Consider the following 24592-nt stretch of genomic DNA (forward strand, 5'->3'; position numbering starts at 1 on the left):
TGTTGATGGAAACGGGATTATTTCCAGAATCGTCATTGAAGGCAGAAGGTCGATGGGTATGTCCGCCGCGGAAAAGGGCGAGCGGTGCGCGCCTTTTTCGTTGTGGGGGTGAGGCGGGAAAACATTGCCGCCAGCCACAAATCCGAAGCCATTTAAAACTATGACTGGAGAGTCAGAAAATGAACATCAAGAGCCTCCTTCTCGGCTCAGCCGCGGCACTGATCGCGGTCAGCGGCGCGCGCGCGGCTGACGCTGTCGTCGTCGCCGAACCGGAACCGGCCGAATACGTCAAGATCTGCGACGTCTACGGCGCCGGCTATTTCTACATCCCGGGCACCGAAACCTGCCTGCGCATCGGCGGCTATGTCCGTTATGACATCGGCGTCGGCGATGCCGGCACGTTCGATGGCGTCAACCATGTTCCGGACCACCAGAGCGCCGGCGACACGCACTCGACCTACTACAAGAACACCCGCTTCACGCTGAAGACCTGGACCGGTCAGGAGACGGAGCTCGGTACCCTCAAGACCTACACCGAGACCCGCTTCAACTACGGCAACAGCAGCGGCGACTATCTCAACCAGGCCGCCTCCAATGCGGACGACTGGCAAGGCCGCAACAAGTCTACCTCGCTGCGTTTCGCCTGGATTCAGCTCGGCGGCCTGCGCGTCGGCAAGGACGATACGGCTTTCGATACGTTCATCGGCTATGCCGGCAACGTCATCCAGGATACGCTGGTTCCGTATGGCGGGCAGGAGAGCAACGTCGTTCAGTACTACTTCGACGCAGGCAACGGCCTCACGGGATTGGTCTCTCTCGAAGAAGGCGCCGGCAAGGGCGGCACCATCGACAGCTATGTTCCGCATGTCGTCGGCGGCTTGAAGTACAAGAGCGACTGGGGTGCGATCACTGGCGTCGTCGCCTATGACAGCAACTACGAGGAAGTGGCCGGCAAGGTTCGTTTGGACGTGAATGTCACCAAGGAACTGTCGCTGTTCATCATCGGCGGTTACGGCACGGACGATAACCTCAACGATCCGACCAACGCCATCAATGCCAAAGGTCGCGGCTTCTACAAGCAGTGGGGCGGCAACTGGGCAGTCTGGGGCGGTGGTACCTACAAGTTCAACGACAAGACCGCGTTCAACGCCCAGATCTCTTATGACGACTGGAAGAACCTCGGCGTCGCCGCCAACGTTGCCTACACTGTTGTGCCCGGCTTTACGGTCACGGCCGAAGTCGATTACCTCAATGCTGGAAAGTTCGACGACGCCGACTTCAGCAACTGGACCAAGGCCAACAAGAAGAGCAGCGTCGGCGGCATTCTCCGCTTCCAGCGCTCGTTCTAACGGATCGATTGATCTCACCCAACCGCCCGCAGCGTTATCGCTGCGGGCGGTTTTTTGTGCACTGTGCTGTACCGATCTGTCAGTTGAGCCAAACTCAATACCTTGATTTCGCCATCCAACCGGTGAAAAGCTCTGGAAATGGAATGGCGCGACGAGGGAATCATTCTCGGCACCCGCAAGCATGGCGAAACCAGCGCCATTCTCGAGGTGATGACACGCGCGCATGGCCGTCATCTCGGCCTGGTGCGTGGCGGCCGCTCGCGCAAACAGCAGCCCGTCCTCCAACCCGGCAATCGCGTCGACCTGTTGTGGCGGGCGCGGCTTGACGAGCATCTCGGCACGTTCCAGGCCGAGGCGATCGAGATGAACGCCGCCCGGCTGATGGACAGCGCGGTGGCCGTCTATGGTCTGCAGACCATGGCCGCGCATCTGCGCCTGTTACCCGAGCGCGACGCTCATGAAGGTCTCTACGAAACGCTTGCCGTGATGATCGTTCATCTCGACGATGCCGACGCTGCCGGTGAACTGGTGGCGCGCTTCGAGCTTCTGGTGCTGGACGAACTCGGCTTTGGCCTCGATCTCAGTCAATGCGCCGCCACCGGCACGCGGCAGGACCTGGCCTATGTCTCACCCAAATCCGGACGCGCCGTGTCTCGTGAAGCCGGTGCGCCTTGGCGCGACAAGATGCTGGCGCTGCCGGCCTTCCTGCAGCGCGGCTCAGGCCAGCGTGGCGATCCGGCGGCGGTCGACGACGCCTTCCGGCTGACCGGCTTCTTCTTCACCCGCCACGTCTATGAGCCACGCGGCATCGAACCGCCGGACGCCCGCGCCGGCTTCCTTGCCGCACTGCGCAAACACCACGCGCGCAGCAAGACCATAGCCGGAGAGAACGCAGCATGAGCGAGGTCGAATTGTATCCGGGCTGGGTCTCAGCGCTCGGCCTCGGCACGATTCCGCATGCCGACATCCTGGAATACACCGGCCTGGACCTGCTGCAGCGTATCATCGACGGCAAGTATCCGGCGCCGCCGATCTCCTTCCAGCTCAACTTCGCGCTGACCGAAGTGTCGGAAGGACGTGCGGTGTTCCGTGGCGTGCCCAACGAGCGCCACCTCAACCCGCTGGGCAGCGTGCATGGCGGCTGGGCGGCGACGCTGCTCGATTCGGCATTGGGTTGCGCCGTGCAGACGCTGCTCGAAAAGGGTGAGGCCTATACGACCGCGGAGTTCAAGGTGAATTTGACGCGGCCCATTACACCGAAGACCGGCGAGGTGATCTGCGAGGGCAAGGTCGTCCACAAGGGGCGTACTCTGGCGGTGTCGGAAGCGACGCTGAAGGATGCCGGCGGCAAGCTGCTGGCTTTTGGCACCGAAACATGCTCGATCTTTCCCGCGGCCAATCTGGCGGCGCGTTGACTTTCAGGCCGTTTGGCCGCCGCATTTGAATGTCAGTGAGACTGCACGTCAGTGAAAACTGGCCCGGTTTGGGGGAACCGCCATGTTTGAAAGCCTGATCGGCCTTGTCGCCATCATCGCCTTGTTCGTCATCATTTCGCGCCAGCAGAACCGCATCGGCCTGATCGAGCGCGAGCTTGGCGCGCTGCGCAGCTTTGTCCTTTCGGGCGCCGCGCCGCTGGCGGCCAAGCCGTCCGAACAGGCAACCGCCGACAGCGCGCCGCCCGCCGATGTGGCTCCGGCCGTTGCGGCCGCGGCCGATATCGTCCTGCCGGCGGTGAGCGAGGCGGTCGCTGCGCAGGCACCGGTTGCCGAGGCGGAAGTTCCAACCGGCGAGGCCGTGTCCGGGCCATGGGCGCCAAGTGATGCGGCGCCGAAGGCAGCAGAACCTGCCGAGCCGGCCGCGGCAGCGAAAGCCGCCCGCCAGTCGGATGTCGAAACGGCACTCGGCACCCGCTGGGCGGTCTGGGTCGGCGGCATCGCGCTGGCGCTGGGTGGCCTGTTCCTGATCCGCTACACCATCGAGGCCGGCATTTTCGGCCCCGGCGTGCGGCTGACCATGGCCGCTGTTCTCGGCCTGGTGCTGGTCGCCGGCGGCGAGTTCATCCGCCGCACCGGCTTCAAGGTGCCGGTGCAAGGCGTTGCCGGCGCCTATATTCCAGCGATCCTGACAGCGGCCGGTGCCTTCATCCTGTTCGGCACCGTCTATGCCGCCCATGGCATTTACGGCTTCATCGGCCCGGCGCTCGCCTTCACGCTGCTCGGCGCCATTGGCGTGGCGACCATTGCGGCAGCCCTGGTCCATGGTCAGGCGCTGGCCGGCATTGGCCTCGTCGGCGCCATGGTGACGCCGATGCTGGTTGCCTCGCAGGCGCCCAATCCCTGGGCGCTGTTCGGCTATCTCGCGATCGTGCTTGCCGCCACCGGCGTCATCGCCCGCATGCGCGACTGGACGTTGCTGATGGCGGCCGCCTTTTTCGGCACCGGTGTCTGGACCATCCTCTACATGACCGATGCGCCGGGCGCGAACCTCTCCACCATCCTGTTCATCGACGCCGTCACGCTGGCGGTACTTGCGTTTGTCTGGCTCGGCCGTCGTGGCGACGAGGCCGGACCAGCCAGGGCTTTCGACTGGCCGTCCATCGTGCCTGGCCTCTTCGTCGCATTCTCGGCGCTCGGCCTGTCAGTCGACCCGGTCTTCGCCGCAGCCGGCGATGCCTTGCCGGGCGCCGTGCTGATCGCCGCAATGGTGGCCGTCGCGCTTTATCGCCCACTGGCGCTGCCGCTCCTCTATGCCGCAGGACTGGTGACGGTGATGATCTATCTCGGCATCATCCCGCCGACTTCGATCGCCTCCGACTTCTCGGCCGGCGCTCTGGGCGTCGATGGCTTGCCGGTGGCCACGTCCAACGCGCTGACATTGCGTATCGGCATCGCGCTTGGCCTGGTCTTCATAGGCGCCGGCTTCTGGGCCGCCCGCAGGTTCGCCGCCGCGACACAGATCCGCGCGGCCTCATGGGCGGCGTGGGGCGTCATCGTGCCGCTGCTCGTCCTGCTGGCGCTCTGGTTCACCTTCGGCAATCTCGATCGCGACTTTGTCTACGCCGCCGCCGCAGCACTGCTGGTCGTGGTTTTCACGGCCGGCAGCGAGTGGATCGCACGCAGCGAAGAGCCGCCTCTCACCGGCGGCGTGGCGGTGTCGTTTGCCCTGGGCGGTGCGGCCGTCGCCGGCCTCCTGATGCTGCATATGGCGTTCAATTCCGGCTGGACCACCATCCTGCTCGGCGCAGCGGCGATCGTGCCGACGCTGGCGACGCGCTGGCGTTCCTATCCGGTGCTCGGCTGGATTTCGGTTGGCGCGGTGATTGCCGTGCTTGGCCGCGTCGCCTTTGACCCGACCATTGTCGGCGCAGAGTTCCTGTCGACGACGCCGGTCTTCAACTGGCTGCTGCCGGGCTACGGCGTGCCGGCGCTCGCCTTCGGTTTCGCCGCCTGGCAGCTTGCCCGCACCACCAACGGCCGCCCACGCCTCGCCATGGAAGCGGCGGCGGCACTGTTTGCGCTGCTCACGCTCGCCATGCTGGTGCGCCACGCCATGCATGGCGGCGTCATCGACACGGGTGCGATGACGCTCGCCGAGCAGGCGATCTACACGCTGATCGCCATTGGCGCCGGCGCCATCCTTGTCGCCATCGACATGCGCTCGCCAAGCTCTGTGCTGCGCTATGGCTCGATGGCGGCGGGCGTGGTTTCGGTGGCCTTCATCGTCATCCGGCATTTCGTGGTGCTGAACCCGTTGTTCACCGACGAATCGACAGGCCAGATCCCGGTCTTCAACCTGTTGTTCCTCGCCTATCTCCTGCCGGCCATCGCTGCCGGCGGACTGGCGCTCTATGCCAGGGACAAGCGGCCGAAATGGTATGCGCAGATGCTGGCGCTGGTGGCGGCCGTGCTTGCCTTCGCCTACGCCACCCTGTCGGTGCGGCGTCTGTTCAAGGGCGAGTTCATTGGCCTGTGGAGCGGCCTCGGCCAGCTGGAAACCTACACCTATTCGGCGCTGTGGTTGGTGATCGGCGTGGCGTTGCTCACCGCCGGCGTCTGGCTGAAATCGCAGGTGCTGCGCATTGCCTCGGCCGTGCTGATCTCGGTCGCAGTGCTGAAGGTCTTTGTCTTCGACATGTCGGAGCTGGAAGGCGTGTTGCGGGCGTTGTCCTTCATCGGCCTTGGCGCCGTGCTGATCGGCATCGGCCTGTTCTACCAGCGCCTGCTGACGCGGGCGGCAAGAGAGAAAATATCGGTCGGAGAGCAGTGACGACAGGAACTCAATTTAGCCGGGAATAAAACGGCCCGTCATCTCGTTATCTCATTGCTTGGGTGACCGGGGCGGCGGACCGCTTCGCGCTGGCCGCTTGCGCCGCGCCGAGAAGGCGCGTTCAATATCGGATCAACAAGGGCGACCCAGAACCAGCGGTCATGCACGAAAAGAAGGCAGCAATCCTTGGCGAAATACCGCGACTGCGCCGCTACGCACGCTCGCTTGTGCGCGACCGCGATGCTGCCGACGATCTCGTTCAGGATTGTCTCGAGCGGGCGCTTGTCCGGCTCGACAACTGGCAGACGGGAGAAAGCCCCAGGAGGTGGCTGTTTACGATCATGCATCATTTGTTCATCGACCAGATGCGCAAGGTGAACCGACGCGGCGAGGCGACGATGCTTCCGCTGGAAGCAGGCGAGGCGGTGGCCCAGCCTGCCGAGCAGGTGGAGAGCATCGCTTCGCGCGAGATCATCGACGCATTGCAGGCAATCAGCCCCGACCGCCGTGCGGCTCTTGTCATGGTCGCCATCGAAGGGTTTTCCTATGCCGAAGCCGCCAACATTCTGGGCGTCCCCGCAGGCACGCTGATGTCGCGCATTGCGCGCGGGCGTGAGGAATTGCGCGGGCTGCTGGACGACACGGCGCGCCGTCGCGCAATAAGGATCGTCGAGAAATGATCCGCCGCGACTTCTCCGAACGTGACATCCACATGGCGATCGATGGCGAGCTGCCGGCTGACGAGCGCGCCGCCTATGATGCCTGGCTCGACGCCAATCCCGAGATGAAGGCCAGGAGCGCCCGTTTCACCGCCGATCGCACGGCATTGCGCGCCGCCTTCGCCGGCGTGCTGGACGAACCCGTCCCAGTGCGGTTGCGCAAGGTCGTGTTCGGCGAGACGCCGGTCAAGGCTGCGGCCTCGCGCTCGCGCTGGTGGCTTGCCGCCGCGGCGGCCGTTCTTGTGGTCGCCGGCGGGCTTGGCGGCTACCTTGCCGGCATCGACCGCATCGGACAGGAGAATCCGGCCGAAGATCAACTGGCCGAACAGGCAATCGCGGCCCACGTCGTCTTCGCCGCCGAAAAGCGGCATGCGGTCGAGGTGCCGGCCAGCGACAAGGATCATCTCCAGACCTGGCTGTCCAACCGTGTCGGGTTGAAGCTGGTGGCACCGGACCTGACCGCGAACGGTTTCCAGCTGGTCGGCGGCCGGTTGTTGCCGGCCGGAGAAAGCAAGGCCGCGATGCTGCTCTACGAGGACGACAAGGGCGAGCGCATATCTCTCTTCGTCACGGCGCAATCGGCGCAGAATGCCAAGGGCACCTATGCATCGGCGCAAGACGGTCCCCAGGCCGTCTACTGGCTGGACAAGGGCTATGGCTGCGCCGTCGTCGGTTCGCTGCCAAGCGAGCAATTGGCCGTCGTGGCAAAGAGCGCCTATGGCCAACTTCTGGCTGGCCTGGCCAGTTGAAAAGGCGCCGCCTTGATGGCGACGCCAGTCCATAAATAGTGATCCTGTTCAAAGCGTTTTGCATCGCCAGGTTGCCGCCGAATCTGTCACAATTCGGCCCTATTCGAGGTGCGATAGCGCTTTGTGGTCATCAGTATTTCGGCTGATGTCTTGAACGTTTTCCAGTAGGGCATTTCCCACCACCAATCGAGGTTTTCTCAACCCGCATGCCTGCCGAGATCCGTACGGCCCGCGCGTCTGACGTCGATGATCTCGCCGCCATCGAGAAAGCTGTTTTCCAAAGCGACCGTATTTCCCGCCGCTCCTTCCGCCTGTTCATCGAGCGCGAAACCGCCGAGACGCTGGTCGCTGAAATCGATGGCCGCGTGGCCGGCTATGCGATCGTGCTGTTTCGCAAGGGCAGCGGCGTGGCACGTCTCTACTCGATCGCCACCGGTCCCTTCTTCGGGGGACTGGGTGTTGGCCGCATGCTGCTCGGATCAGCGGAAGAGGCCGCCTTCGAGCACGGCCGTATGATGCTGCGTCTCGAGGTGCGCGAAGACAACAGCCGGGCCATCCGCATCTATGAGCAGGCCGGCTATCGCAAGATCGGCCGCGAATCCGGCTACTACGAGGACGGCGAGACAGCGCTTCGCTATGAAAAGACCTTGCGCGGTGACATTCCGATCGCCACCAAGGTGCCGTTCTACCAGCAGACCTGCGAATTCACTTGCGGCCCATGCTGCCTGATGATGGCGATGGCCAATTTCGATCGCGGCTTCGTGCCGGATCCGGTCATGGAAATCCGACTGTGGCGCGAGGCGACGACTGTCTTCATGATGTCGGGACCCGGTGGCTGCGAACCGTTCGGCCTCGCTGTCTCGGGCTACGAAAGCGGGCTCGCGGCGGAGATCTATGTTTCGTTCTACGGCGCGCTGTTCCTGCAGTCGGTGCGCAGCGAGGACAAGCGCCGGGTGATGGAACTGGCCCAGGTCGACTTTCGCCGCCGCGCGGAACTTTACGGCATCCCGGTGAATTACCGTCCATTCACCATCGACGACATTCGCGCCGCGATCGCGGAGGGAAAACTGGTGCTGGTGCTGATCAGCGGTTTCCTTATGTTCGGCAAGAAGGTGCCGCACTGGGTGCTGGCGATCGGCGATGACGGCGACCATATCCTGATCCACGATCCATGGGTCGAGGACGAAAGACAGGAGACCATCCTTGATGCCGCCAACATTCCCGTGCCGTACGGCATCTTCATGAACATGGCGCAGTTCGGCCGCGACGGACTGCGTGCCGCCATCACTCTGGGAAAGCGCGACAGACAATGACCTGGGTCATCCTTACCGGCCGGCAGAGCGATCTCGACCAGGTGGCGACACCGCACAAGATCATCACCAACCGTGACTATCTTGCGCATCCGTCGCTGTTTCGCGGCCAGCGGCCGAAGGTCATCAACCTGTCGAACAATTACGGCTACCAGAGCCGCGGCTACTACGCCTCGCTGCTGGCGGGCTCGCGCGGCCACAAGGTCATTCCGACCGTCGAGACGATGATCGACCTGTCGGAGCGCAAGCTCTACGAACATGCGTTGCCCGAACTGGAACTGGCACTCAACAAATGTCGCAAGGATCTCGGCGGCGCCTTTCCAACCAAGGTCTGCATCTTCTTCGGCATCGGCCCGTCGAAAATCTGGGACCGGTTCGCCAAGCTGTTGTTCGACTGGTTCCGCGCACCGGCACTCGAAGTCCACATCAAGGACAGCGCCGAATGGGCTTCGATCCGCAAGATCGGCTTCCATCCGCTGGCGCGGATGACCGAGGATGAAGAAAAAAGCTTCATCCAGTGCCTGGAGACCTACACCAACCGCGAGTGGCGCGACACCAAGGGCCGCACGCCGGCGCGCTACACCTTCGCCACGCTGGTCGATCCGCATGAGGAATTGCCTCCGTCGGAGATCTCGTCGCTGCGCTACTGGGCCAAGATCGCCGAAAAGATGGGCGTCGAAATCGAGCCGATCACCAAGCGGGACCTCGCCAAGCTCGCCAACTACGACGCGCTGTTCATCCGCGAGACCACCTCGATCTCCAACCACACCTATCGTTTCGCCCGCCGTGCCCAGCAGGAAGGCATGCCGGTGATCGACGATCCACTGTCGATGATCCGCTGCACCAACAAGGTCTATCTCAACGAGCTGATGGCCTACAACAAGGTGCCGGTGCCGCCGACGGTGATGATCGCCGGCAGCTCGGATCTCGAACTGGCGGCGCAGACGCTCGGCTTTCCGCTGGTGTTGAAGATCCCCGATTCGTCGTTCTCGCGCGGCGTCAAGAAATGCGCTGACTTCGAGGAGTTGAAGACGCTCGCCACGGAATGGCTGGAGGATTCCGATCTTCTGATCGCGCAGAAGTTCATTCCGACCGAATATGACTGGCGTGTCGGCGTGCTCGGCGGCCAGCCCCTGTTTGCCGTCCACTATCTGATGGCCAAGAAGCACTGGCAGATCGTCAACCACAAGGCCAACGGCAAACCCGACCAGGGCGGCATCAAGACCTTCACGCTGAAGGAAACCCCGGCGCATGTCGTCGAGACGGCGGTGAAGGCGGCGCGCTGCATCGGTGACGGGCTCTATGGCGTCGACCTCAAGGAAACCAAAGATGGCGTCTTCGTCATCGAGGTCAACGACAATCCGAACCTCGACCATGGCTGGGAAGATTCCGGCGAAAAGGACGAGGTCTGGGTGCGGCTGACGCAGTGGTTCCTGGAGCGGCTGGACCGGCCGGGGCGCTAATTTGATCGGGGGTGGATATGCTGTTCGTCGTGATCGAGGACTTTCGCGGTTGCGATCGCAAGGATATCTACCGTCGCTTCAGCGATCGCGGCCGCCTGAAGCCGGACGAGTTGCTCGTGCACCATAGCTGGATCGCGGCGGATATGAGCCGCTGCTTCCTGCTGGTGGAGGCTGATGACGTCACGCTGCTGCAGCGCTGGGTCATCGAATGGGCCGATCTGGTGGAGTTCGAGATCGTTCCCGTGGCGACGAACAAGGACATAGTGGAGGCATTGAGCGGGCACCTCTGAGAGGCGGCAGTCAACGGCCCTCGGTCAGCGCCGGCGATTTGACCGTGCGCACACATTCCTCGATCAGCCACTGGCGAAATGCCGCCACCACATCGCGTCTCGCGCTGCGTTCCGGGATTGTCAGGCAATAAGGCTGGCGCAGCTCCAGCGCCTGGGCCAGCGGCCTGACCAGCCGGCCGTCTTCCAGCGCTTCGGCACAGTAGACCCCTTGCGCCAGCGCCACGCCAAGGCCGGAAATGGCAAGATCAAGGGCGGCCCGTGACGAATTCGCCGAAAGGCCGCGTTGCGCTGCCCGGCCAGGCTCGATGCCCATCGCTTCGAACCAGTTGCGCCAGGACGGGAACGACGCGCCCGTTGGGCCCCAGTCGGTGTGGATCAGCGGCAGACCGGTGAGGGCGGTACCGTCCAGATATCTGTTCGTCGCAACGAGATCAGGGGCGCAAACGGGGTAGACGGCATCCCTGGCGATGTCTTCCGTTGCCTGGTCGCGATAGTGCGAACGGCCATAGGAAAGGCGGATGTCGATCAGGTCGCGGTCGAACGATACCGGGTCGTCTTCGCCTCTGAGCGATATGTCGACAGCGCCGTGGGCCGCGACAAAGCCCGCCAGACGCGACGACAACCAGCCCATCGCCATGGATGGCGGGACTGACACGACGAGCCGGGAGCGGAACTCGGCGCCGCCCAGTTCGCGTGACACGCTGCCGATCTCACCGAATGCCGTTGTCAGCCGAGGCAGTATTTCCCTGCCGGCGTCGGTGAGGACGACGCGGCGGTTGACCCGGTTGAACAGCTTGCGGCCCATCTGGTCCTCGATGGTCCGGATCAGCTGGCTGACCGCGGCAGCCGAGATGGACAGCTCCTGGGCTGCCGCGGCAAAGCTGCCGGAACGCGCCGCCGCTTCGAAAGCCTGGAGTCCGCGCAAGGATGGAAAAGCGATCATGCTGCCCGATAGATAAGTTGACCTTATCTAAATCGCATAATTCATCGTTTTCAGAAAGCTTTCTTGTTGAATACGATATGGGCGTCGACATTTTCGAACTCCGGATGACGCCAGTGGACCATCGCGACGTAATCGCATCGTTGACGCAGCAAGAGCGCAATCGCCTGACCGCCAAATCAGACGTCGCGGGCCTTGTCCAACTTGGTGCTCATTGGGGTGCGATCATCATCATCGGATCGCTGATCGCCGCCAAGGTCCCGTTCTGGCCGCTGCTGATGCTGCCGCAAGGCATCCTGATCGTCTTCCTGTTCACGCTGCTGCACGAGACGGTGCATCGCACGGCCTTCGAAACGCAGTGGCTGAACGATGCCGTGGCGCGGGTGTGCAGCCTGGCGATCGGGCTGCCTGCGGACTGGTTCCGCTATTTCCATTTCGCCCACCATCGATACACCCAGGACCCGGACAATGATCCGGAACTGGCTTTCCCCAAACCGGAGACATGGAGGCAATACCTCGTCCATGTCTCCGGCATCCCGGTGTGGTGGGGGCACCTCAAGACGCTTTGTGGCAATGCGAAGGGCCGCGGCCGGGAAGGCTATGTGCCGCCAAAAGGCTACGCCAAGGTGCGCGTCGAGGCGCAAGCCATGCTTGCCTTCTATACCGGGGTCATTCTGCTGGCCGTCTATTTCCGGCTTACGGTGCTCCTCTACGTCTGGATCGTGCCGGCCTTGCTCGGGCAGCCATTTCTGCGCCTCTATCTCTTGGCCGAGCATGGCCGTTGTCCATTCGTCGCCAACATGTTGGAGAACACCAGGACCACGCTGACCAATTGGCTGGTGCGCAAGCTGGCGTGGAACATGCCGTTCCATGCCGAGCATCATGCCTATCCCGGCGTGCCGTTTCATCAATTGCCGGAGTTTCATGCGCTGATCGAGCGGCATCTGAAGATTGTCGAACCGGGCTATGTCAGCTTCCACGAAAAATACATCGAGACATTGCGCTGATGCTGCGCGGTTGCATACCGGTCGCGCCCTGCTTGAAGACGCGACCGGTACGACGGCTAGATTTGCGCAATACCGCCGTCGACGAACAGCTCGGCGCCGGTGACAAAGCTGGAATCGTCCGAGGCCAGGAACACGGCCGCCTTGCCGATCTCATCGGGATCGCCGAGCCGGCCCATTGGCACCTGGTTGGCAAGGAAATCGAGCAAACCCTTCTGGTGTTCGGCCTCAGGTCCGGCAAGCTCGGCGAGACCCGTTGTACGGGTCGGACCGGGACTGAGAATGTTGACGCGGATTTGCCGCTCCTTCAGGTCGAGAATCCAGCTGCGGGCAAAATTGCGCAGGGCCGCCTTCGACGCGCCATAGACGCTGAACGCCGCCGCGCCAGTTGAGCCGGTGGTCGAACCAGTCAGGATCACCGATGCACCGTCCACCAGCAATCCAAGCGCCTTCTGCACGGTGAACAGCACGGCTTTGACGTTGCGGTCGAATGTTTCATCATAGTGCTGTTCGCTGATCTGCCCGAGCGGCAGCATGGAACCGCCGCCAGCATTGACCGAGAGCACGTCGATCCGGCCGCTTTGCGCTTTCACTTTGGAATAGAGTCGGTCGAGATCGGCGAAACTGGTCGAGTCGGCCTGGATGCCGGTGGCGTTCTTCCCGATTGCCGTGACGGCCTTGTCGATCTCGGCCTGGCGCCGTCCGGTGATGTAGACATGGGCGCCTTCAGAGGCGAAGCGCTTGGCGATGCCAAGGCCGATGCCGCTGCTGCCGCCGGTAACCACGGCGATCTTTCCTTCGAGTTTCCGTGTCATTTTCGTCACTCCTGTTGTCGGTGACAGAGACATATGGACAGGTAGTTCTTTTCGAAATAGCAATGTTTGCAAACAATCGTTGCAGGATTGGTGATGTCGAAAGTTCCGGACTTCGAAGGATTGGCCATGTTCGCCAAAGTCGCGGAGGAGCGGTCCTTTGCTGCCGCCGCGCGCGTGCTCGGCCTGTCGGTGGCGACAGTATCGCGTGGCGTCAGCCGACTGGAGGAGCGGCTTGGCGCGCGGCTTTTCAACCGCACGTCGCGGCGTCTCGCCCTCACGGATTTTGGTCATCGTCTCGCCGAGCGGGCGTCGCGCCTCTACCGTGACGCGGAGGATGCCGAGAATGCGGCACGCGAGCTGTCGGCCAGTCCGCGCGGCCTTGTACGTCTGGCCGTGCCGATGTCGTTTGGGCTGCGGTGCGTTGCGCCGTTGCTTCCTGATTTCTTCAAACTCTACCCCGACGTGTCGATCGATATGCATCTGAGCGATGCGGTCGTCGACCTGGTCGGTGATGGGTTCGATGCAGCACTCCGGATTGCCGTCCTGCCGGATTCCTCGCTGGTTGCGCGGCGCCTGTGCAGCATTGCTCCGTTCATCGTCGCGGCACCGACCTATCTCGCCCGGTATGGCCGTCCAGGCACGCCGCGCGACCTCGACGCGCATCATTGCCTTGGCTATGCCTATCGTCCTCGGCAGGACGTCTGGCATTTCAGCAATGCCGCGGGTGACAGGGAGGCCGTCACGCCCTCCGGGCCATTGCGGGTGACCAATTCTGACGCGCTGGTTCCAACAGTGCTGGCCGGAATGGCGATTGCCGAGCTGCCGGAATTCATTGCCGGCGAATACCTTGCCGATGGGCGCCTGGAAGCGATCCTGACCGACTGGACTTTGCCGAGGGGCGCGCTGTATTTCGTCACGCCCTCAGCACGCTCGCGCCCCGCCAAGGTCGAAGCCGTCGCCGGTTTCATGGCCGCGCATCTGTCACAGCCAAGTTGGCCAGGGCCGAAATAGCGGGTACCGCCGGTTCAACCGGATTGCCCGAAGGCGGCGACGGTTGGCATCAGCAGGCGCTGAATATCCGCCGCCCTTGACGGCAACCCGATCAGATAGCCCTGCGCTTCGACACAGCCATTGACGCGCAGAAAGTCAAACTGCATCTCGGTCTCGACACCCTCGGCGGTGACCGTGATGCCGAGCTCGGCGCCCAGCCCGATAATGGTGCGAACGATTGCTGCTGTGTCGCGATTGCCGATGTCGCGGATGAACGAACGGTCGATCTTGATCTTGTCGACCGGAAAACGCCGGAGATAGCCGAGCGAGGAATAGCCGGTGCCGAAATCGTCGAGCGCAATGCGGATGCCCAGCCCTCGCAATTGACGCAACGTCTTCAGCACGGTCTCGCTTTCGTCCATCAGCACGGTTTCGGTGATTTCCAGTTCGAGCCGGCTGGCCGGGACGCCGGAGAAGGCCAGCGCCGAGATGACGCTGCGGGCAAAGCCGCCGCTTTTGAGCTGCACGGCCGAGACATTGACCGCAATGCGCAGGGAAGGCCAACTTGCCGCCGCCACGCAGGCTTTCCTCAATGCCCACTCGCCAAGCGGCACGATCAGCCCGGTTTCTTCGGCGACGGGAATAAAGTTGTCCGGCGCCACCGTGCCGCGTGTCGGCGAATGCCAGCGCATCAAGGCTTCCGCGCCGACGATCCCGCCGGAGCCTATGTTCATGATGGGCTGGAAATCGAGATCGAATTCGTGGCGCGGCAACGCTGTCTCAAGGTCGACCTCAAGCGCCCGGCGCGCCTGCACCGTGGCGTCCATTGCTGGCTCGAAGAATCGGTAAAGGTTGCGTCCTTCGCTCTTCGCCCGGTACAGCGCCGTGTCGGCGTTCTTCAGCAGCGTATCGGCATCCCTGCCGTCGTCGGGGAAAACGGCGATGCCAAGGCTGATGCCGACATGCATCTCCCGGCTCTTGTCGCGAAACGGTTGTGCGATCGCCTCGACGATACGTTTCGCCAGCTTTTCCGCGTCGGCAAGGTCTTTGAAGTTGGACTGGATGATGACGAACTCGTCACCGCCGAAACGGGCGACGATGTCTGTTTCATCGCGCAGGCAACGCCGCAGCCTCTCGGCCACGCTTTTCAGCAGCCAGTCGCCGGCCGGATGCCCCAAGGTGTCGTTGATCGCCTTGAAGCGGTCGAGATCGAGAGAGAAGATCGCCAGCGGTGAAGTCGCATCCTCCAGCGCCTGGTCGAGCCGTTCGCGAAGCATCGAACGGTTGGGCAGTCCGGTCAGCGTGTCGTGATGCGCAAGATGGGTCATGCGCTCCTCGACCAGCCTGCTTTCGGTGACGTCGTCGAACGTGGCGACCCAGCCGCCACCACTCATCGGCCGACGCGCGATCATCAGCGTTCGTCCGTCGGCAAGCTGACGAGGGGTCGATCGCGTCTGGCCGATCTGCAGGCGGGCTTCAGTTTTGAGGACCTCGCCATCGATATCGATGGGCGGATAGACACCCAGGCGTACAAGCCGCTCAAGGAGTTCGCGCAGACCCATGCCCAGCGGAAGGTCTGCCTCGCTGACACCATAGAGCTCCAGAATGCGTTGGTTGCGCACGATCAGCCTGCCGTCGGCGTCATACATCAGCAGGCCTTGCGACATGTTGGCAAGTGCTGCGTCGAAGCGGCGATGCTGCTCCTTGAGATCCCGTTCTGCGCGTCGCTGTTCGGTGATGTCCTCGTAGATGGAGACCCAACCGCCCGAAGCCAGCGGGCGATGCGAGATGTTGATGATACGACCGTCCGACAGCGTCTCCTCGTAGGTCGAGGCTTTGGCCTGGTCGATATAGGGCTTGCGGATGGCGTAGAGTTCTTCGGCGCTTTGCGAGGCGATGCCGATGTCGACGCTGTGGCGCAGGATGTCGAGGAACCGGATGCCGGGCCGCATCACCTTGGGGTCGAGGCAGAAGATGTTGATGTAGTTGACGTTGCAAATAATCATGCGCTCGTCGGCGTCGAACATGCACAGCCCATGCGACATGTTCTCGACCGCAGCCGAAAAGCGTTCGTTCTGTTCGCGCAGTTCGTCTTCAATGGAGCGCGGCCGATCCATGCCTTCGGCCCCCGGTTCCGGGACGGTCGAACCATCCTTGGCATCAGCGACGGGCATAAGGCGCCTGCGGATCGTGATCGAACGGGCTAGTGTGGTCGCCGCCGGTTAATTTAGCGTTTTTCAGCCGATCACGGGTGCTGGAACCTGGTGGCGCGACTTCTCGATTGCCGAAAAGCGCTTCAGGAACGCATTTTGCGCTGAGGTCACCGAGCGTGGCGTGAAATCGAAGCGATCGGCATTGAAACCGCGCGGACGGCCGAAGAATTCGGTCGCCTCGGCAGTCGAAAAACCGGCAAGCAGCGTTGCTTCGAAATAGGCGGCGATCTGGTCGGCGCGCTTGATCTCCTTGCGCAACGCAGCAGCTGGTTCCGGCGGCAACGAGAAGCGCAGATGGATGGCGCGCTGCAATCGCAATTCACAGTCCTTGTAGCTGCCGCCCATCACCGATTTGAACGGCGAGATCATGTCGCCGATGACATATTCGGGGGCATCGTGCAGCAGCGCCGCCAGCCGGGCGTCGGCCGAAGCCGCAGGCACCAGGTCGCAAAACAGCGCCTCGACAAGCAGCGAGTGCTGGGCGACCGAAAAGGCGTGCTCGCCTCTGGTCTGGCCGTTCCAGCGGGCAACGCGGGCGAGCCCATGCGCGATGTCCGAAATCTCGATGTCGAGCGGCGAGGGGTCGAGCAGGTCGAGCCTGCGGCCGGACAGCATGCGCTGCCAGGCGCGTGGCGGCGCGCCGACGCGATCGGCCGCCATCAGGCCTCCTCCGCGCTGACGGCTTCCTGCGGAAAGCTGAACTTCGCCCAGGCGGGGATGGTCACGGTAACCGGCACGTCGCCCGCCATGATCGGCTGGCCGGCGTCGAGCGCCGCCTTGACCCTGTCGATGCGGGCAATGGCGAGCCCGGTCGTGCCGGCGTTCGAGCCGAGCGTGCCGACGGGCCGCCCCTCGACTGTCAGTTCGGTGCCCGCGGCGGGCAGGGGAAGTCCGGCCTGGACGATCAGCACGCGCCGCCTGGCCGTACCGCGGTGCTGCATGCGCGAGACAACCTCCTGGCCGACATAGCACCCCTTCTTGAAACCGACGCCGCCGGTTTCGTCCAGCAGCACGTCGTGCGGGAAGGCGTCTCCAAGTTGGTAGTCGCTGCCGCTTTCGGCAATGCCGCTGGCGATCCGGGAGGCCTGCCATGCGGCAAGGTCGCTCCGCTCATCCGCGTGGCCATAGCAACGCGTGACGGCGCCGTTCGCAAAGCGCGTGTCGGCGGCCGTTGAATCAGATTGTGAGGGCGTTGACTCAACTCCCCATGCGACGGTGACAAGCGCCTGATCGGCTTTGGCAATCTCGACCTTGGCACGCAGCTTGTAGAGCGTCAGCCGGCGTTCGAAATCATCTGAAATGTCGGCCCGACATTCGAGCCTGAATGCATTCTCGCCAGCCCGCGAGATCAGGAAATCGAACAGGATCTTGCCTTGCGGCGAAAGCAGCGCGCCAGGTTTTGCTTGGCCGGGTGTCAATACGTCGAGATCGGTGGTCAGGATGTTCTGCAAGAAATGCTCGGCATCAGGCCCCGAGACGGAGATGAGCGCGCGGTCTTTGAGCTGGGCAAAGGGCATTGGCGAAAGCAGCCTGATCTTGCAAAACGGTCGGCCTTTACGTAAGCCGCTGGCACTCCCCCTGCAAGAGAGCATGGCCATGACCTACGACCTCATCCTGACAGGCGGCACTGTGGTCAACCATGACGGCGAAGGGGCTCGCGATGTCGGTGTGAAGGACGGCCGCATCGCTGCCATCGGCGATCTCGGCCAGGCCTCGGCCGGCGAGACGATCGACTGCCGCGGCCTGCATATCCTGCCGGGTGTCGTCGACAGCCAGGTCCACTTCCGCGAGCCGGGACTGGAGCACAAGGAAGACCTTGAGACGGGGTCGCGGGCGGCGGTGCTGGGCGGTGTCACCGCCGTTTTCGAGATGCCCAACACCAATCCGTTGACTACGAGCGAGGCAGCGCTTGCCGACAAGGTCCGCCGCGGCAGCGGTCGCATGCACTGCGATTTTGCCTTCTGGGTTGGCGGCACCCGCGAGAATGCGAAAGACGTCGGCGAACTCGAGCGGCTGCCGGGTGCGGCCGGGATCAAGGTTTTCATGGGCTCCTCCACCGGCGACCTCCTGGTCGAGGACGATGAAGGCGTCGCTTCGATCCTGAGGAATACCCGCCGCCGCGCCGCCTTTCACTCCGAGGACGAATTCCGGCTGCGCGAGCGTCAGGGCGAACGCATCGACGGCGACCCGTCATCGCACCCGATCTGGCGCGATGAGATCGCCGCCTTGCGCTGCACCGAGCGGCTGGTGCGCATCGCGCGCACTGTTCGCGCCCGCATCCATGTGCTGCACATCTCGACGGCCGAGGAGATCCTGTTCCTCCAGCAGCACAAGGATGTCGCAACCTGCGAGGCGACGCCGCACCACCTGACCCTGTCGGCTGACGATTACGCGCGGCTCGGCACGCTGATCCAGATGAATCCTCCGGTGCGCGACATCAGACACCGCGACGGCGTCTGGCATGGCATTGCGCAAGGCATCGTCGACGTGCTCGGCTCCGACCACGCACCGCACACACTGGCCGAGAAAGCCAAACCTTATCCGGCCTCGCCGTCGGGGATGACCGGTGTGCAGACGCTGGTGCCGATCATGCTCGACCATGTCAACGCCGGCCGGCTGACGCTGCAGCGCTTTGTCGACCTGTCCAGCCACGGTCCGCAGCGCATCTTCGGCATGGCGAGAAAAGGTCGCATCGCCGCCGGCTACGACGCCGATTTCACGATCGTCGACATGAAGCGGCGTGAGACTATAACCAACGCGCAGGCCGGCTCGAAAGCCGGCTGGACGCCTTATGATGGCAAGCAAGTCACCGGCTGGCCGGTCGGCACCGTCATTCGCGGCCGCCGCGTCATGTGGGATGGCGAGATCGTGGCGCCGGGCCAGGGCAAGACGGTGGAGTTTTCCGAGGCATTGCCTCGCTAGGCCCCAACCTCCCGCAAGGCGGGCCAAAAAGGCTCAATCGCCGGCGACGAAGAATGTCCACTGTCCGGTGGGCGTGATGCCGACGCGGTAGAAGATGTAGGCGCCGAACTGCTTCATGTCGTCGAAATCGCCGGCGGTGACGATCTTGAACAGTTCGACCCGTTGCTTGGCGTCGAGCTTGTCCAGTGGCAGCGCGAAGAAATACGGCCACACATAGAGTTCTTCCGGCTTGCCGGCATCGAGGTGGACGTAGCCGGCATTGAGCACCTCTTCCAGGATGGCCAGGATCTCCTGGCCGTCCGGGTCGCCCGAGAGACCCTTGAGGAAGGTGATGGCGTCGCCGTCTATATCGGTCAGCGACAATTGTGTCGTGCTGTCGCCCGTGCCGATCAAAGGCCGCAGCTTTTCGATGTCGCCGCTTTTGCAGGCTTCGACGATCAGGTCGTGCATGCGCCGTACCGGTTCCGGCAGCTTGCCGAGATCGTAGACGACCTCGGGCACTGGGGTTTCCGGATCGACGCGCGGCCTGGTTACGCCGCCGCCGCTCGGCGGGCTGTCCGGCTCGGCTTCGTCAGGGCCGGCCGGCTTGCTGGTTGGAGGCGGCGTTCCGACCGGGTCGGGCATTGGCACTGTGCTTCCCGGCGGCGACATGTCGTCGTCCGCCGGCGGCGTGACGGGTGCGGGGAGCTCTTCGCGCTTGATCTCGCTTAGCGCATAAGCGGGGCTGCTGACGAGAACCAGGGGAATCGCGGCACAGCCAGCGGCGAAGCAGATGTAGAGGACCAAGCCAACCGGCTTGCCTGACATCGAAAAACTCACTGCCCGTTTCTCCCTGCTTCCGGGCATGACGCCCGAGCGGCATTCTGCCGTCAAAGAACCGGATGTCGGTTCAGTGCCGCAGCCGTTCAGGTTCGAAGGCGCCAGCAATCACCTTTTCACGCATACGGTCGAGCAGGGCAAGGGCCGAGGTCTCACCATTGGCACGCAACATCTCGCCGAAGGCCGTCTCGAGCGCTGCCTCGGCAATGATCTCGGGCTCTATACCGGCGGAGAGACCTTCCGCCCAGGCTTCGCTGTGGCTTTCCACGGCGGTCAGGCGCTTCTCTTCCCTGACCAGCGCGTCGATGTCGTTGACACCATGTTCCATATGCGATGTCCACCCTTTCAAGCGGCGATCCGTCGATGCGGATCAGGCTTGATCTGTTCATTTCACACGCAGGGTCAATTAAGTATTTGTAAATACGACATTTTTTTGATCGTTTTTTACAGAGCCCGATTGCCTTGCGCGAAGCTGCGTTCAACTCAGGCCAAACTTAGCCGATTAGGGCGGCCTGCGGGGCGAAAACCTTCAGTTTGAGTTAATTCCGCATTCGCGCGGTAAGGTTTCATTAAGACTGTTGCAGAAGTGCCACACGAGGATTGCACCAAGATGTCACCTGACACAAGTCGGAGGTCCGAATATCTGTGGATGGGCAGTTCGGAATGCCTAGTTGCCATAACGCGAGGCGATGTCGCGCGACAGCGTCTCGCCTTCCTTCATATAGCGGCTGATGGCTTCGGTGGCCGAGGGGGTGCACTGCGTGTAGGTGCCGCCGAAGGAGCGGTAGCCGCGATTGAAGCTGGCGATGAAGCGGGCGCGCCGCTCGGCGTCCGGATTTTCCGAATCGAGCAGCTTCTGCATCTCGACACGCCACTGGTCGCCTTTCTCACCGCACAAATTGCGCAGGAAATGCAGCGATCCCAGAACTTCCGCCAGCCGCATCAGCCCGGGTTCGAACGGCGATTCGACACTGAACGCCGGCCGCGTCGAGACGGCCGAGCTAACGGCCAGACATACGGCGAGGAGCAGGGATGGACGGTTCATAAGCCTCTTGGCCAAACAGCATTAAGTCTTTGTGGCGAAACAATTTGTCGCCCGCAAGGCGATTTTCAGGGCAGCCCGGCGTTTGCGCCAAGGCCCAGCAAGTCTTCGGCTACCGCGAACACCGAGCCGGCAAGTGGCAGCCTTGCCATCTCGCTGAGCGTATAGAAGGCGGCTGTCTCGGCGTCGTCGCTGGCCACCGCCTCGCCGCCGGCATAGGCGGCTCCGAACACTGTCAGAAGGTAATCGACCGGGTGGGCGTCATCCCTGCCGTCGATGTGGATTTCCCGAAGCGGGTGGTATTCGGTGGCGTTCAAGCCGGTTTCTTCCAGCAGTTCGCGCTTTGCCGCGGCCTCCAGCGTCTCGCCGGCCTCGACCTTGCCGCCCGGAAAGGCATAGAGCCCTTGCGATGGCTGCCGCGCCCGCTTGACCAGGAGCACGGTGTCGCCGCGCACGACGGCCACCGAGACGGCCGGAAGTGTCTTGCGCGCTTGGTTCATGGATTCCCGATCAGGCTCATCTGCAGGCAGGTCTGTTGTGGACCGCCCAGCATGGGGAAGCTTTGGCGATTGCGCAACGCCGGTTCCATCGCCACTTTCAAGCTGAACCAGCCGAAGGGTACCAGTCGACCATGTGCGGACGTTTTGCCTTGACCGCGACACCGGATCGGACCGCCGCCTTTCTGGGCGTGGCGGGGCTTGAGGATTTCCCGGCGCGCTACAACATCGCGCCGACGCAGCCGATCCTGGTGGCGATCGCCGGTGCTCCGCGGGCGCCGGGCTCCAATCTGCCGGACCGCCAGCCGATGCTGGTGCGCTGGGGGCTGATCCCGACCTGGGTGAAGGACACCAGGGAGTTTCCGCTGCTTTTCAACGCACGCTCCGAAGGGGCCGCCGAAAAGGCCTCGTTCAAGGCCGCCATGCGCCATCGTCGTGCGCTGGTGCCGGCATCCGGCTTTTACGAGTGGCGGCAAACCGGGGGCAAGAAGGGGCAACCTTACTGGATACGGCCCAGGCATGGCGGGGTGGTCGCCTTTGCCGGACTGATCGAGACCTATGCCGAGCCGGGCGGTTCGGAAATGGACACCGGCGCCATCCTGACCGTCAATGCCAATGCCGACATCGCCCATATCCACGACCGTATGCCGGTGGTGATCGATCCCAGCGATTTTGCCCGTTGGCTGGATTGCCGGACGCTCGAGCCGCGCGATGTCGCCGACCTGTTGCGGCCGGCGCAGCCTGATTTCTTCGAAGCAATTCCCGTGTCCGACCTCGTCAACAAGGTCGTCAACACCGGACCGGAGATTCAGGAGAGGGGCGAGATCGGGCCGGAGCCCGAGAAGGTCAGGCGCCAGAAGCCCGGCGCGGACGATAGTCAGATGACACTGTTTTAGAGGCGCATGTCGGCTTTAGAGGCACATGTCAGCGCTATGTCGCCGGCGCCTTCGGGTCGGTCGCGCACCAGTTCAGGCAGCGCGAGGTGATACGATCTTCTGCGCCGGCTTTTTCTTCTTCGCGGTATGGAGAAGGGCGGCGACGATCGCTGCCGGGCCGATGGCGCGGTAGTGGCTGGCAAGCGCCGGTTGCTTGGCGCGGTTGGATTCCTGCTTGGTTCGGGGCATGTCTCTCTTCCCAGGTAACATTTTCGTGTCTGCCGTTTGATGGCCGATTCTGACCAAATCGTGACGCCTGCTGAACTAGTCGACGAATGTTTCATCACTGTGCCGACATGTTTAATAAAATGTTTCGGCGCGCCTTTACCTGTGATCCAACGACGTTTTTGTCGAAAGTAGCGACTTGACGGCAACACCTGCCAAGGCGATAAAGCCGCCCATGAAAACGTCTTTCGCCATTTGTGGCATTTGCATTATTGGCTAGCCTCGCGCTGGTCCGGACGTTTTCGCCTCATCTTCCCCAGATTGGACAAACGCCCCGGCCAGCAGGCTGGAGTCTGTTTTGCGTCTCGGCGGGCGCCCGGCTTCAGTCAAAACATAACGAACCGGGAAGGCACGAATGTCTGACGCATCGCATGGCCTGCGCCTCTACAACACGCTGACGCGGACGAAAGAGGATTTCGTCCCGATCGATCCGCGCAATGTGCGCATGTATGTCTGCGGCCCGACGGTCTACGACTTCGCCCACATCGGCAATGCCAGGCCGGTGATCGTCTTCGACGTGCTGTTCCGCTTGCTGCGCCATCTCTATGGCGAGGCGCACGTCACCTATGTGCGCAACATCACCGACGTCGATGACAAGATCAACGCGCGCGCCTTGCGGGACTTCGGCGGCGAGATCGCTTCCGGCGCGCTCTCGCTCAACGAGGCAATCCGGCGGGTCACCGAAAAGACCGCCGACCAGTTCCACAGGGATGTGGCTGTTCTCGGCTGCCTGGAGCCGACGGTCGAGCCGCGCGCCACCGAATTCGTCGAGCCCCGCGCTGATGGCAAGGCCGACATGATCACCTTGATTCAAAGCCTGATCGGACGCGGCCATGCCTATGTCGCGGCGGGTGAAGTGCTGTTCGACACCGCCTCGATGCCGGACTATGGACAATTGTCGAAGCGCAATCTCGACGAGCAGCAGGCCGGCGCTCGGATCGCCGTCGACGCGCACAAGAAAAGCCCGCAAGATTTCGTGCTGTGGAAGCTGTCGTCACCGGAGGAGCCGGGCTGGAACAGCCCATGGGGCAGGGGACGGCCGGGCTGGCACATCGAATGCTCGGCGATGTCGGCCGCCTATCTCGGCGAGGTCTTCGACATCCATGGAGGCGGCCTTGACCTGATCTTCCCGCACCATGAGAACGAGATCGCCCAGTCGCGTTGCGCCCATGGCACCGACGTCATGGCCAATATCTGGATGCACAACGGCTTCCTGCAGGTCGAAGGCCAGAAGATGTCGAAGAGCCTCGGCAATTTCTATTCGATCAACGAGTTGCTGGAGACTGAGACTTTTGGCGGTCGCAAATGGCCGGGCGAGGTGCTGCGGCTGGCAATGCTGATGACGCATTATCGCGAACCGATCGACTTTTCCGTGCGCAAGCTCGAGGAGGCCGAAAACATGCTGCGCAAATGGAAACGGGCGGCGGATCTTGCGCCGGCCGCGGGGCAGTTGCCGGTGGAGGTCATCGATGCGTTGTCGGACGATCTCGCCACCTACGCCGCCTTCCAGGTCCTGACGCAGTTGGCCGGCGAGGCCGTGGACGGCAACGAAGCGGCGGCGTCGCTGAAGGCGTCGCTGCTGTTCCTCGGCTTCGATGTCGCCTCGGCCGACATTGATGAAGGTGGTGTTGCCGAGGCGATCGCCAATCGCCTCGCGCTCATCGCGGCGAAGAACTGGGCCGACGCCGACCGCATCCGCGACGAACTGCTGGCACAAGGCGTACAATTGAAGGACGGCAAGGACCCCGTCACCGGAGAGCGCGTGACAACGTGGGAGGTGAAGCGGTGAGGGTGGCGCTGGATACCAAGTTGGCGAAAGCGCCTGTGACAGCCGATCTCCCCCCTTGCGGGGGAGATGTCCGGCAGGACAGAGGGGGGTGGGAAGGATCGCCAACCACTCAATCCATTCCCATCGACAAACAACTCACGGCATCGCCACAATTGGCTGATGGGCCGGAGGGACAGCACCCCCCTCTGTCCTGCCGGACATCTCCCCCGCAAGGGGGGAGATTGGCCATCATCCATGATTTCGCCAACCTTCAAA

Annotated in this window: 24 protein-coding genes; 14 read left to right on the plus strand and 10 right to left on the minus strand. The window is 63.0% G+C overall.

Annotated features, from left to right (window positions below; genetic code table 11):
- Positions 1–179: 179 nt before the first annotated feature.
- The 9 genes from AC1DYW_RS11730 (at position 180) to AC1DYW_RS11770 (ending at position 10146) form a co-directional block, all read left to right on the plus strand.
- Positions 180–1349, plus strand: a complete 1170-nt coding sequence (locus AC1DYW_RS11730; RefSeq protein ID WP_095086569.1) for a porin — start codon at positions 180–182, stop codon at positions 1347–1349.
- A gap of 138 nt (positions 1350–1487) precedes the next feature.
- The gene (gene recO, locus AC1DYW_RS11735; protein WP_477226246.1) at positions 1488–2249 is read left to right on the plus strand and encodes a DNA repair protein RecO; all 762 of its coding nucleotides are present in this window, start codon (positions 1488–1490) and stop codon (positions 2247–2249) included.
- Positions 2246–2764, plus strand: a complete 519-nt coding sequence (locus tag AC1DYW_RS11740; RefSeq protein ID WP_477226247.1) for a PaaI family thioesterase — start codon at positions 2246–2248, stop codon at positions 2762–2764. The genes recO and AC1DYW_RS11740 overlap by 4 nt, the downstream gene beginning before the upstream one ends.
- Before the next feature lie 82 nt (positions 2765–2846).
- Positions 2847–5615: a DUF2339 domain-containing protein gene (locus tag AC1DYW_RS11745; protein WP_477226248.1), complete on the plus strand. Its 2769-nt coding sequence runs from the start codon at positions 2847–2849 to the stop codon at positions 5613–5615.
- A gap of 161 nt (positions 5616–5776) precedes the next feature.
- Entirely contained in the window at positions 5777–6295 is a 519-nt protein-coding gene (locus AC1DYW_RS11750; protein ID WP_457153973.1) for a sigma-70 family RNA polymerase sigma factor, read from the plus strand.
- Positions 6292–7083 carry an anti-sigma factor family protein gene (locus AC1DYW_RS11755; protein WP_457153972.1) on the plus strand — a complete coding sequence of 264 codons (792 nt, stop codon included), beginning with the start codon at positions 6292–6294 and terminating at the stop codon, positions 7081–7083. Before AC1DYW_RS11750 ends, AC1DYW_RS11755 begins: the two co-directional genes overlap by 4 nt.
- Positions 7084–7289: 206 nt before the next feature.
- Positions 7290–8396: a peptidase C39 family protein gene (locus tag AC1DYW_RS11760; protein WP_477226249.1), complete on the plus strand. Its 1107-nt coding sequence runs from the start codon at positions 7290–7292 to the stop codon at positions 8394–8396.
- Positions 8393–9856, plus strand: coding sequence for a RimK family protein (locus tag AC1DYW_RS11765; protein WP_477226250.1), 1464 nt, complete (start codon positions 8393–8395; stop codon positions 9854–9856). Before AC1DYW_RS11760 ends, AC1DYW_RS11765 begins: the two co-directional genes overlap by 4 nt.
- Positions 9857–9873: 17 nt before the next feature.
- Positions 9874–10146 carry a DUF3303 domain-containing protein gene (locus AC1DYW_RS11770; RefSeq protein ID WP_477226251.1) on the plus strand — a complete coding sequence of 91 codons (273 nt, stop codon included), beginning with the start codon at positions 9874–9876 and terminating at the stop codon, positions 10144–10146.
- 10 nt (positions 10147–10156) lie between these two features.
- Here AC1DYW_RS11770 and AC1DYW_RS11775 read toward each other — a convergent pair whose 3' ends face one another.
- A complete protein-coding gene (locus AC1DYW_RS11775; RefSeq protein WP_457153772.1) occupies positions 10157–11089 on the minus strand; it encodes a LysR substrate-binding domain-containing protein in 933 nt (310 codons plus the stop codon).
- Positions 11090–11202: 113 nt separating this feature from the next.
- On the opposite strand from AC1DYW_RS11775, the gene AC1DYW_RS11780 reads away from it, so the two are divergent.
- Positions 11203–12093, plus strand: coding sequence for a fatty acid desaturase family protein (locus AC1DYW_RS11780; RefSeq protein ID WP_457153775.1), 891 nt, complete (start codon positions 11203–11205; stop codon positions 12091–12093).
- Positions 12094–12149: 56 nt separating this feature from the next.
- Here the strand turns inward: AC1DYW_RS11780 and AC1DYW_RS11785 are convergent, their stop codons facing one another.
- The gene (locus AC1DYW_RS11785) at positions 12150–12905 is read right to left on the minus strand and encodes an SDR family oxidoreductase (protein WP_457153771.1); all 756 of its coding nucleotides are present in this window, start codon (positions 12903–12905) and stop codon (positions 12150–12152) included.
- Positions 12906–12998: 93 nt separating this feature from the next.
- Between AC1DYW_RS11785 and AC1DYW_RS11790 the strand changes: the two genes are divergently transcribed.
- Positions 12999–13916 (plus strand): LysR family transcriptional regulator, encoded by a 918-nt coding sequence (locus AC1DYW_RS11790; RefSeq protein ID WP_457153770.1) that lies wholly within the window; start codon positions 12999–13001, stop codon positions 13914–13916.
- 14 nt (positions 13917–13930) lie between these two features.
- Here the strand turns inward: AC1DYW_RS11790 and AC1DYW_RS11795 are convergent, their stop codons facing one another.
- From AC1DYW_RS11795 to ygfZ, 3 genes are all read right to left on the minus strand, one after another.
- Positions 13931–16069, minus strand: coding sequence for a putative bifunctional diguanylate cyclase/phosphodiesterase (locus AC1DYW_RS11795; RefSeq protein WP_477226252.1), 2139 nt, complete (start codon positions 16067–16069; stop codon positions 13931–13933).
- Between the two features lie 63 nt (positions 16070–16132).
- Positions 16133–16768 carry an HD domain-containing protein gene (locus tag AC1DYW_RS11800; RefSeq protein WP_095086537.1) on the minus strand — a complete coding sequence of 212 codons (636 nt, stop codon included), beginning with the start codon at positions 16766–16768 and terminating at the stop codon, positions 16133–16135.
- Positions 16768–17625, minus strand: coding sequence for a CAF17-like 4Fe-4S cluster assembly/insertion protein YgfZ (ygfZ, locus tag AC1DYW_RS11805; RefSeq protein ID WP_477226440.1), 858 nt, complete (start codon positions 17623–17625; stop codon positions 16768–16770). Before ygfZ ends, AC1DYW_RS11800 begins: the two co-directional genes overlap by 1 nt.
- A gap of 73 nt (positions 17626–17698) precedes the next feature.
- On the opposite strand from ygfZ, the gene AC1DYW_RS11810 reads away from it, so the two are divergent.
- Positions 17699–19030, plus strand: coding sequence for a dihydroorotase (locus AC1DYW_RS11810; protein ID WP_457153425.1), 1332 nt, complete (start codon positions 17699–17701; stop codon positions 19028–19030).
- A 33-nt stretch (positions 19031–19063) separates the two neighbouring features.
- Here the strand turns inward: AC1DYW_RS11810 and AC1DYW_RS11815 are convergent, their stop codons facing one another.
- From AC1DYW_RS11815 to AC1DYW_RS11830, 4 genes are all read right to left on the minus strand, one after another.
- On the minus strand, positions 19064–19849 hold the full coding sequence (locus AC1DYW_RS11815) for a hypothetical protein (protein WP_457153426.1): 786 nt from the start codon (positions 19847–19849) through the stop codon (positions 19064–19066).
- Between the two features lie 70 nt (positions 19850–19919).
- Positions 19920–20177, minus strand: coding sequence for a hypothetical protein (locus AC1DYW_RS11820; RefSeq protein ID WP_008874920.1), 258 nt, complete (start codon positions 20175–20177; stop codon positions 19920–19922).
- Between the two features lie 339 nt (positions 20178–20516).
- Entirely contained in the window at positions 20517–20894 is a 378-nt protein-coding gene (locus AC1DYW_RS11825; RefSeq protein ID WP_477226253.1) for a TIGR02301 family protein, read from the minus strand.
- A 65-nt stretch (positions 20895–20959) separates the two neighbouring features.
- Positions 20960–21391: an NUDIX hydrolase gene (locus AC1DYW_RS11830; protein WP_457153429.1), complete on the minus strand. Its 432-nt coding sequence runs from the start codon at positions 21389–21391 to the stop codon at positions 20960–20962.
- 131 nt (positions 21392–21522) lie between these two features.
- On the opposite strand from AC1DYW_RS11830, the gene AC1DYW_RS11835 reads away from it, so the two are divergent.
- Positions 21523–22284, plus strand: coding sequence for an SOS response-associated peptidase (locus AC1DYW_RS11835; protein WP_457153430.1), 762 nt, complete (start codon positions 21523–21525; stop codon positions 22282–22284).
- 72 nt (positions 22285–22356) lie between these two features.
- Here AC1DYW_RS11835 and AC1DYW_RS11840 read toward each other — a convergent pair whose 3' ends face one another.
- Positions 22357–22512 (minus strand): hypothetical protein, encoded by a 156-nt coding sequence (locus AC1DYW_RS11840; RefSeq protein ID WP_095086527.1) that lies wholly within the window; start codon positions 22510–22512, stop codon positions 22357–22359.
- Between the two features lie 391 nt (positions 22513–22903).
- Here AC1DYW_RS11840 and cysS point away from each other — a divergent pair, with 391 nt between their 5' ends.
- Complete coding sequence (gene cysS, locus AC1DYW_RS11845; protein WP_477226254.1) at positions 22904–24337, plus strand: cysteine--tRNA ligase; 1434 nt, start codon at positions 22904–22906, stop codon at positions 24335–24337.
- Positions 24338–24592: the final 255 nt, after the last annotated feature.

The sequence above is a fragment of the Mesorhizobium sp. P2_D5 genome (genome assembly GCF_056404355.1).

Coding starts and splice junctions, on each gene's coding strand:
- AC1DYW_RS11820 (WP_008874920.1), bottom strand. CDS start 20,177: ATGGAACATGGTGTCAACGACATCGACGCGCTGGTCAGGGAAGAGAAG.
- AC1DYW_RS11745 (WP_477226248.1), top strand. CDS start 2,847: ATGTTTGAAAGCCTGATCGGCCTTGTCGCCATCATCGCCTTGTTCGTC.
- AC1DYW_RS11755 (WP_457153972.1), top strand. CDS start 6,292: ATGATCCGCCGCGACTTCTCCGAACGTGACATCCACATGGCGATCGAT.
- ygfZ (WP_477226440.1), bottom strand. CDS start 17,625: ATGCCCTTTGCCCAGCTCAAAGACCGCGCGCTCATCTCCGTCTCGGGG.
- AC1DYW_RS11825 (WP_477226253.1), bottom strand. CDS start 20,894: ATGAACCGTCCATCCCTGCTCCTCGCCGTATGTCTGGCCGTTAGCTCG.
- AC1DYW_RS11765 (WP_477226250.1), top strand. CDS start 8,393: ATGACCTGGGTCATCCTTACCGGCCGGCAGAGCGATCTCGACCAGGTG.
- recO (WP_477226246.1), top strand. CDS start 1,488: ATGGAATGGCGCGACGAGGGAATCATTCTCGGCACCCGCAAGCATGGC.
- AC1DYW_RS11835 (WP_457153430.1), top strand. CDS start 21,523: ATGTGCGGACGTTTTGCCTTGACCGCGACACCGGATCGGACCGCCGCC.
- AC1DYW_RS11750 (WP_457153973.1), top strand. CDS start 5,777: ATGCACGAAAAGAAGGCAGCAATCCTTGGCGAAATACCGCGACTGCGC.
- AC1DYW_RS11830 (WP_457153429.1), bottom strand. CDS start 21,391: ATGAACCAAGCGCGCAAGACACTTCCGGCCGTCTCGGTGGCCGTCGTG.
- AC1DYW_RS11790 (WP_457153770.1), top strand. CDS start 12,999: ATGTCGAAAGTTCCGGACTTCGAAGGATTGGCCATGTTCGCCAAAGTC.
- AC1DYW_RS11785 (WP_457153771.1), bottom strand. CDS start 12,905: ATGACACGGAAACTCGAAGGAAAGATCGCCGTGGTTACCGGCGGCAGC.
- AC1DYW_RS11760 (WP_477226249.1), top strand. CDS start 7,290: ATGCCTGCCGAGATCCGTACGGCCCGCGCGTCTGACGTCGATGATCTC.
- AC1DYW_RS11770 (WP_477226251.1), top strand. CDS start 9,874: ATGCTGTTCGTCGTGATCGAGGACTTTCGCGGTTGCGATCGCAAGGAT.
- AC1DYW_RS11800 (WP_095086537.1), bottom strand. CDS start 16,768: ATGGCGGCCGATCGCGTCGGCGCGCCGCCACGCGCCTGGCAGCGCATG.
- AC1DYW_RS11840 (WP_095086527.1), bottom strand. CDS start 22,512: ATGCCCCGAACCAAGCAGGAATCCAACCGCGCCAAGCAACCGGCGCTT.
- AC1DYW_RS11810 (WP_457153425.1), top strand. CDS start 17,699: ATGGCCATGACCTACGACCTCATCCTGACAGGCGGCACTGTGGTCAAC.
- AC1DYW_RS11795 (WP_477226252.1), bottom strand. CDS start 16,069: ATGCCCGTCGCTGATGCCAAGGATGGTTCGACCGTCCCGGAACCGGGG.
- AC1DYW_RS11775 (WP_457153772.1), bottom strand. CDS start 11,089: ATGATCGCTTTTCCATCCTTGCGCGGACTCCAGGCTTTCGAAGCGGCG.
- AC1DYW_RS11740 (WP_477226247.1), top strand. CDS start 2,246: ATGAGCGAGGTCGAATTGTATCCGGGCTGGGTCTCAGCGCTCGGCCTC.
- cysS (WP_477226254.1), top strand. CDS start 22,904: ATGTCTGACGCATCGCATGGCCTGCGCCTCTACAACACGCTGACGCGG.
- AC1DYW_RS11730 (WP_095086569.1), top strand. CDS start 180: ATGAACATCAAGAGCCTCCTTCTCGGCTCAGCCGCGGCACTGATCGCG.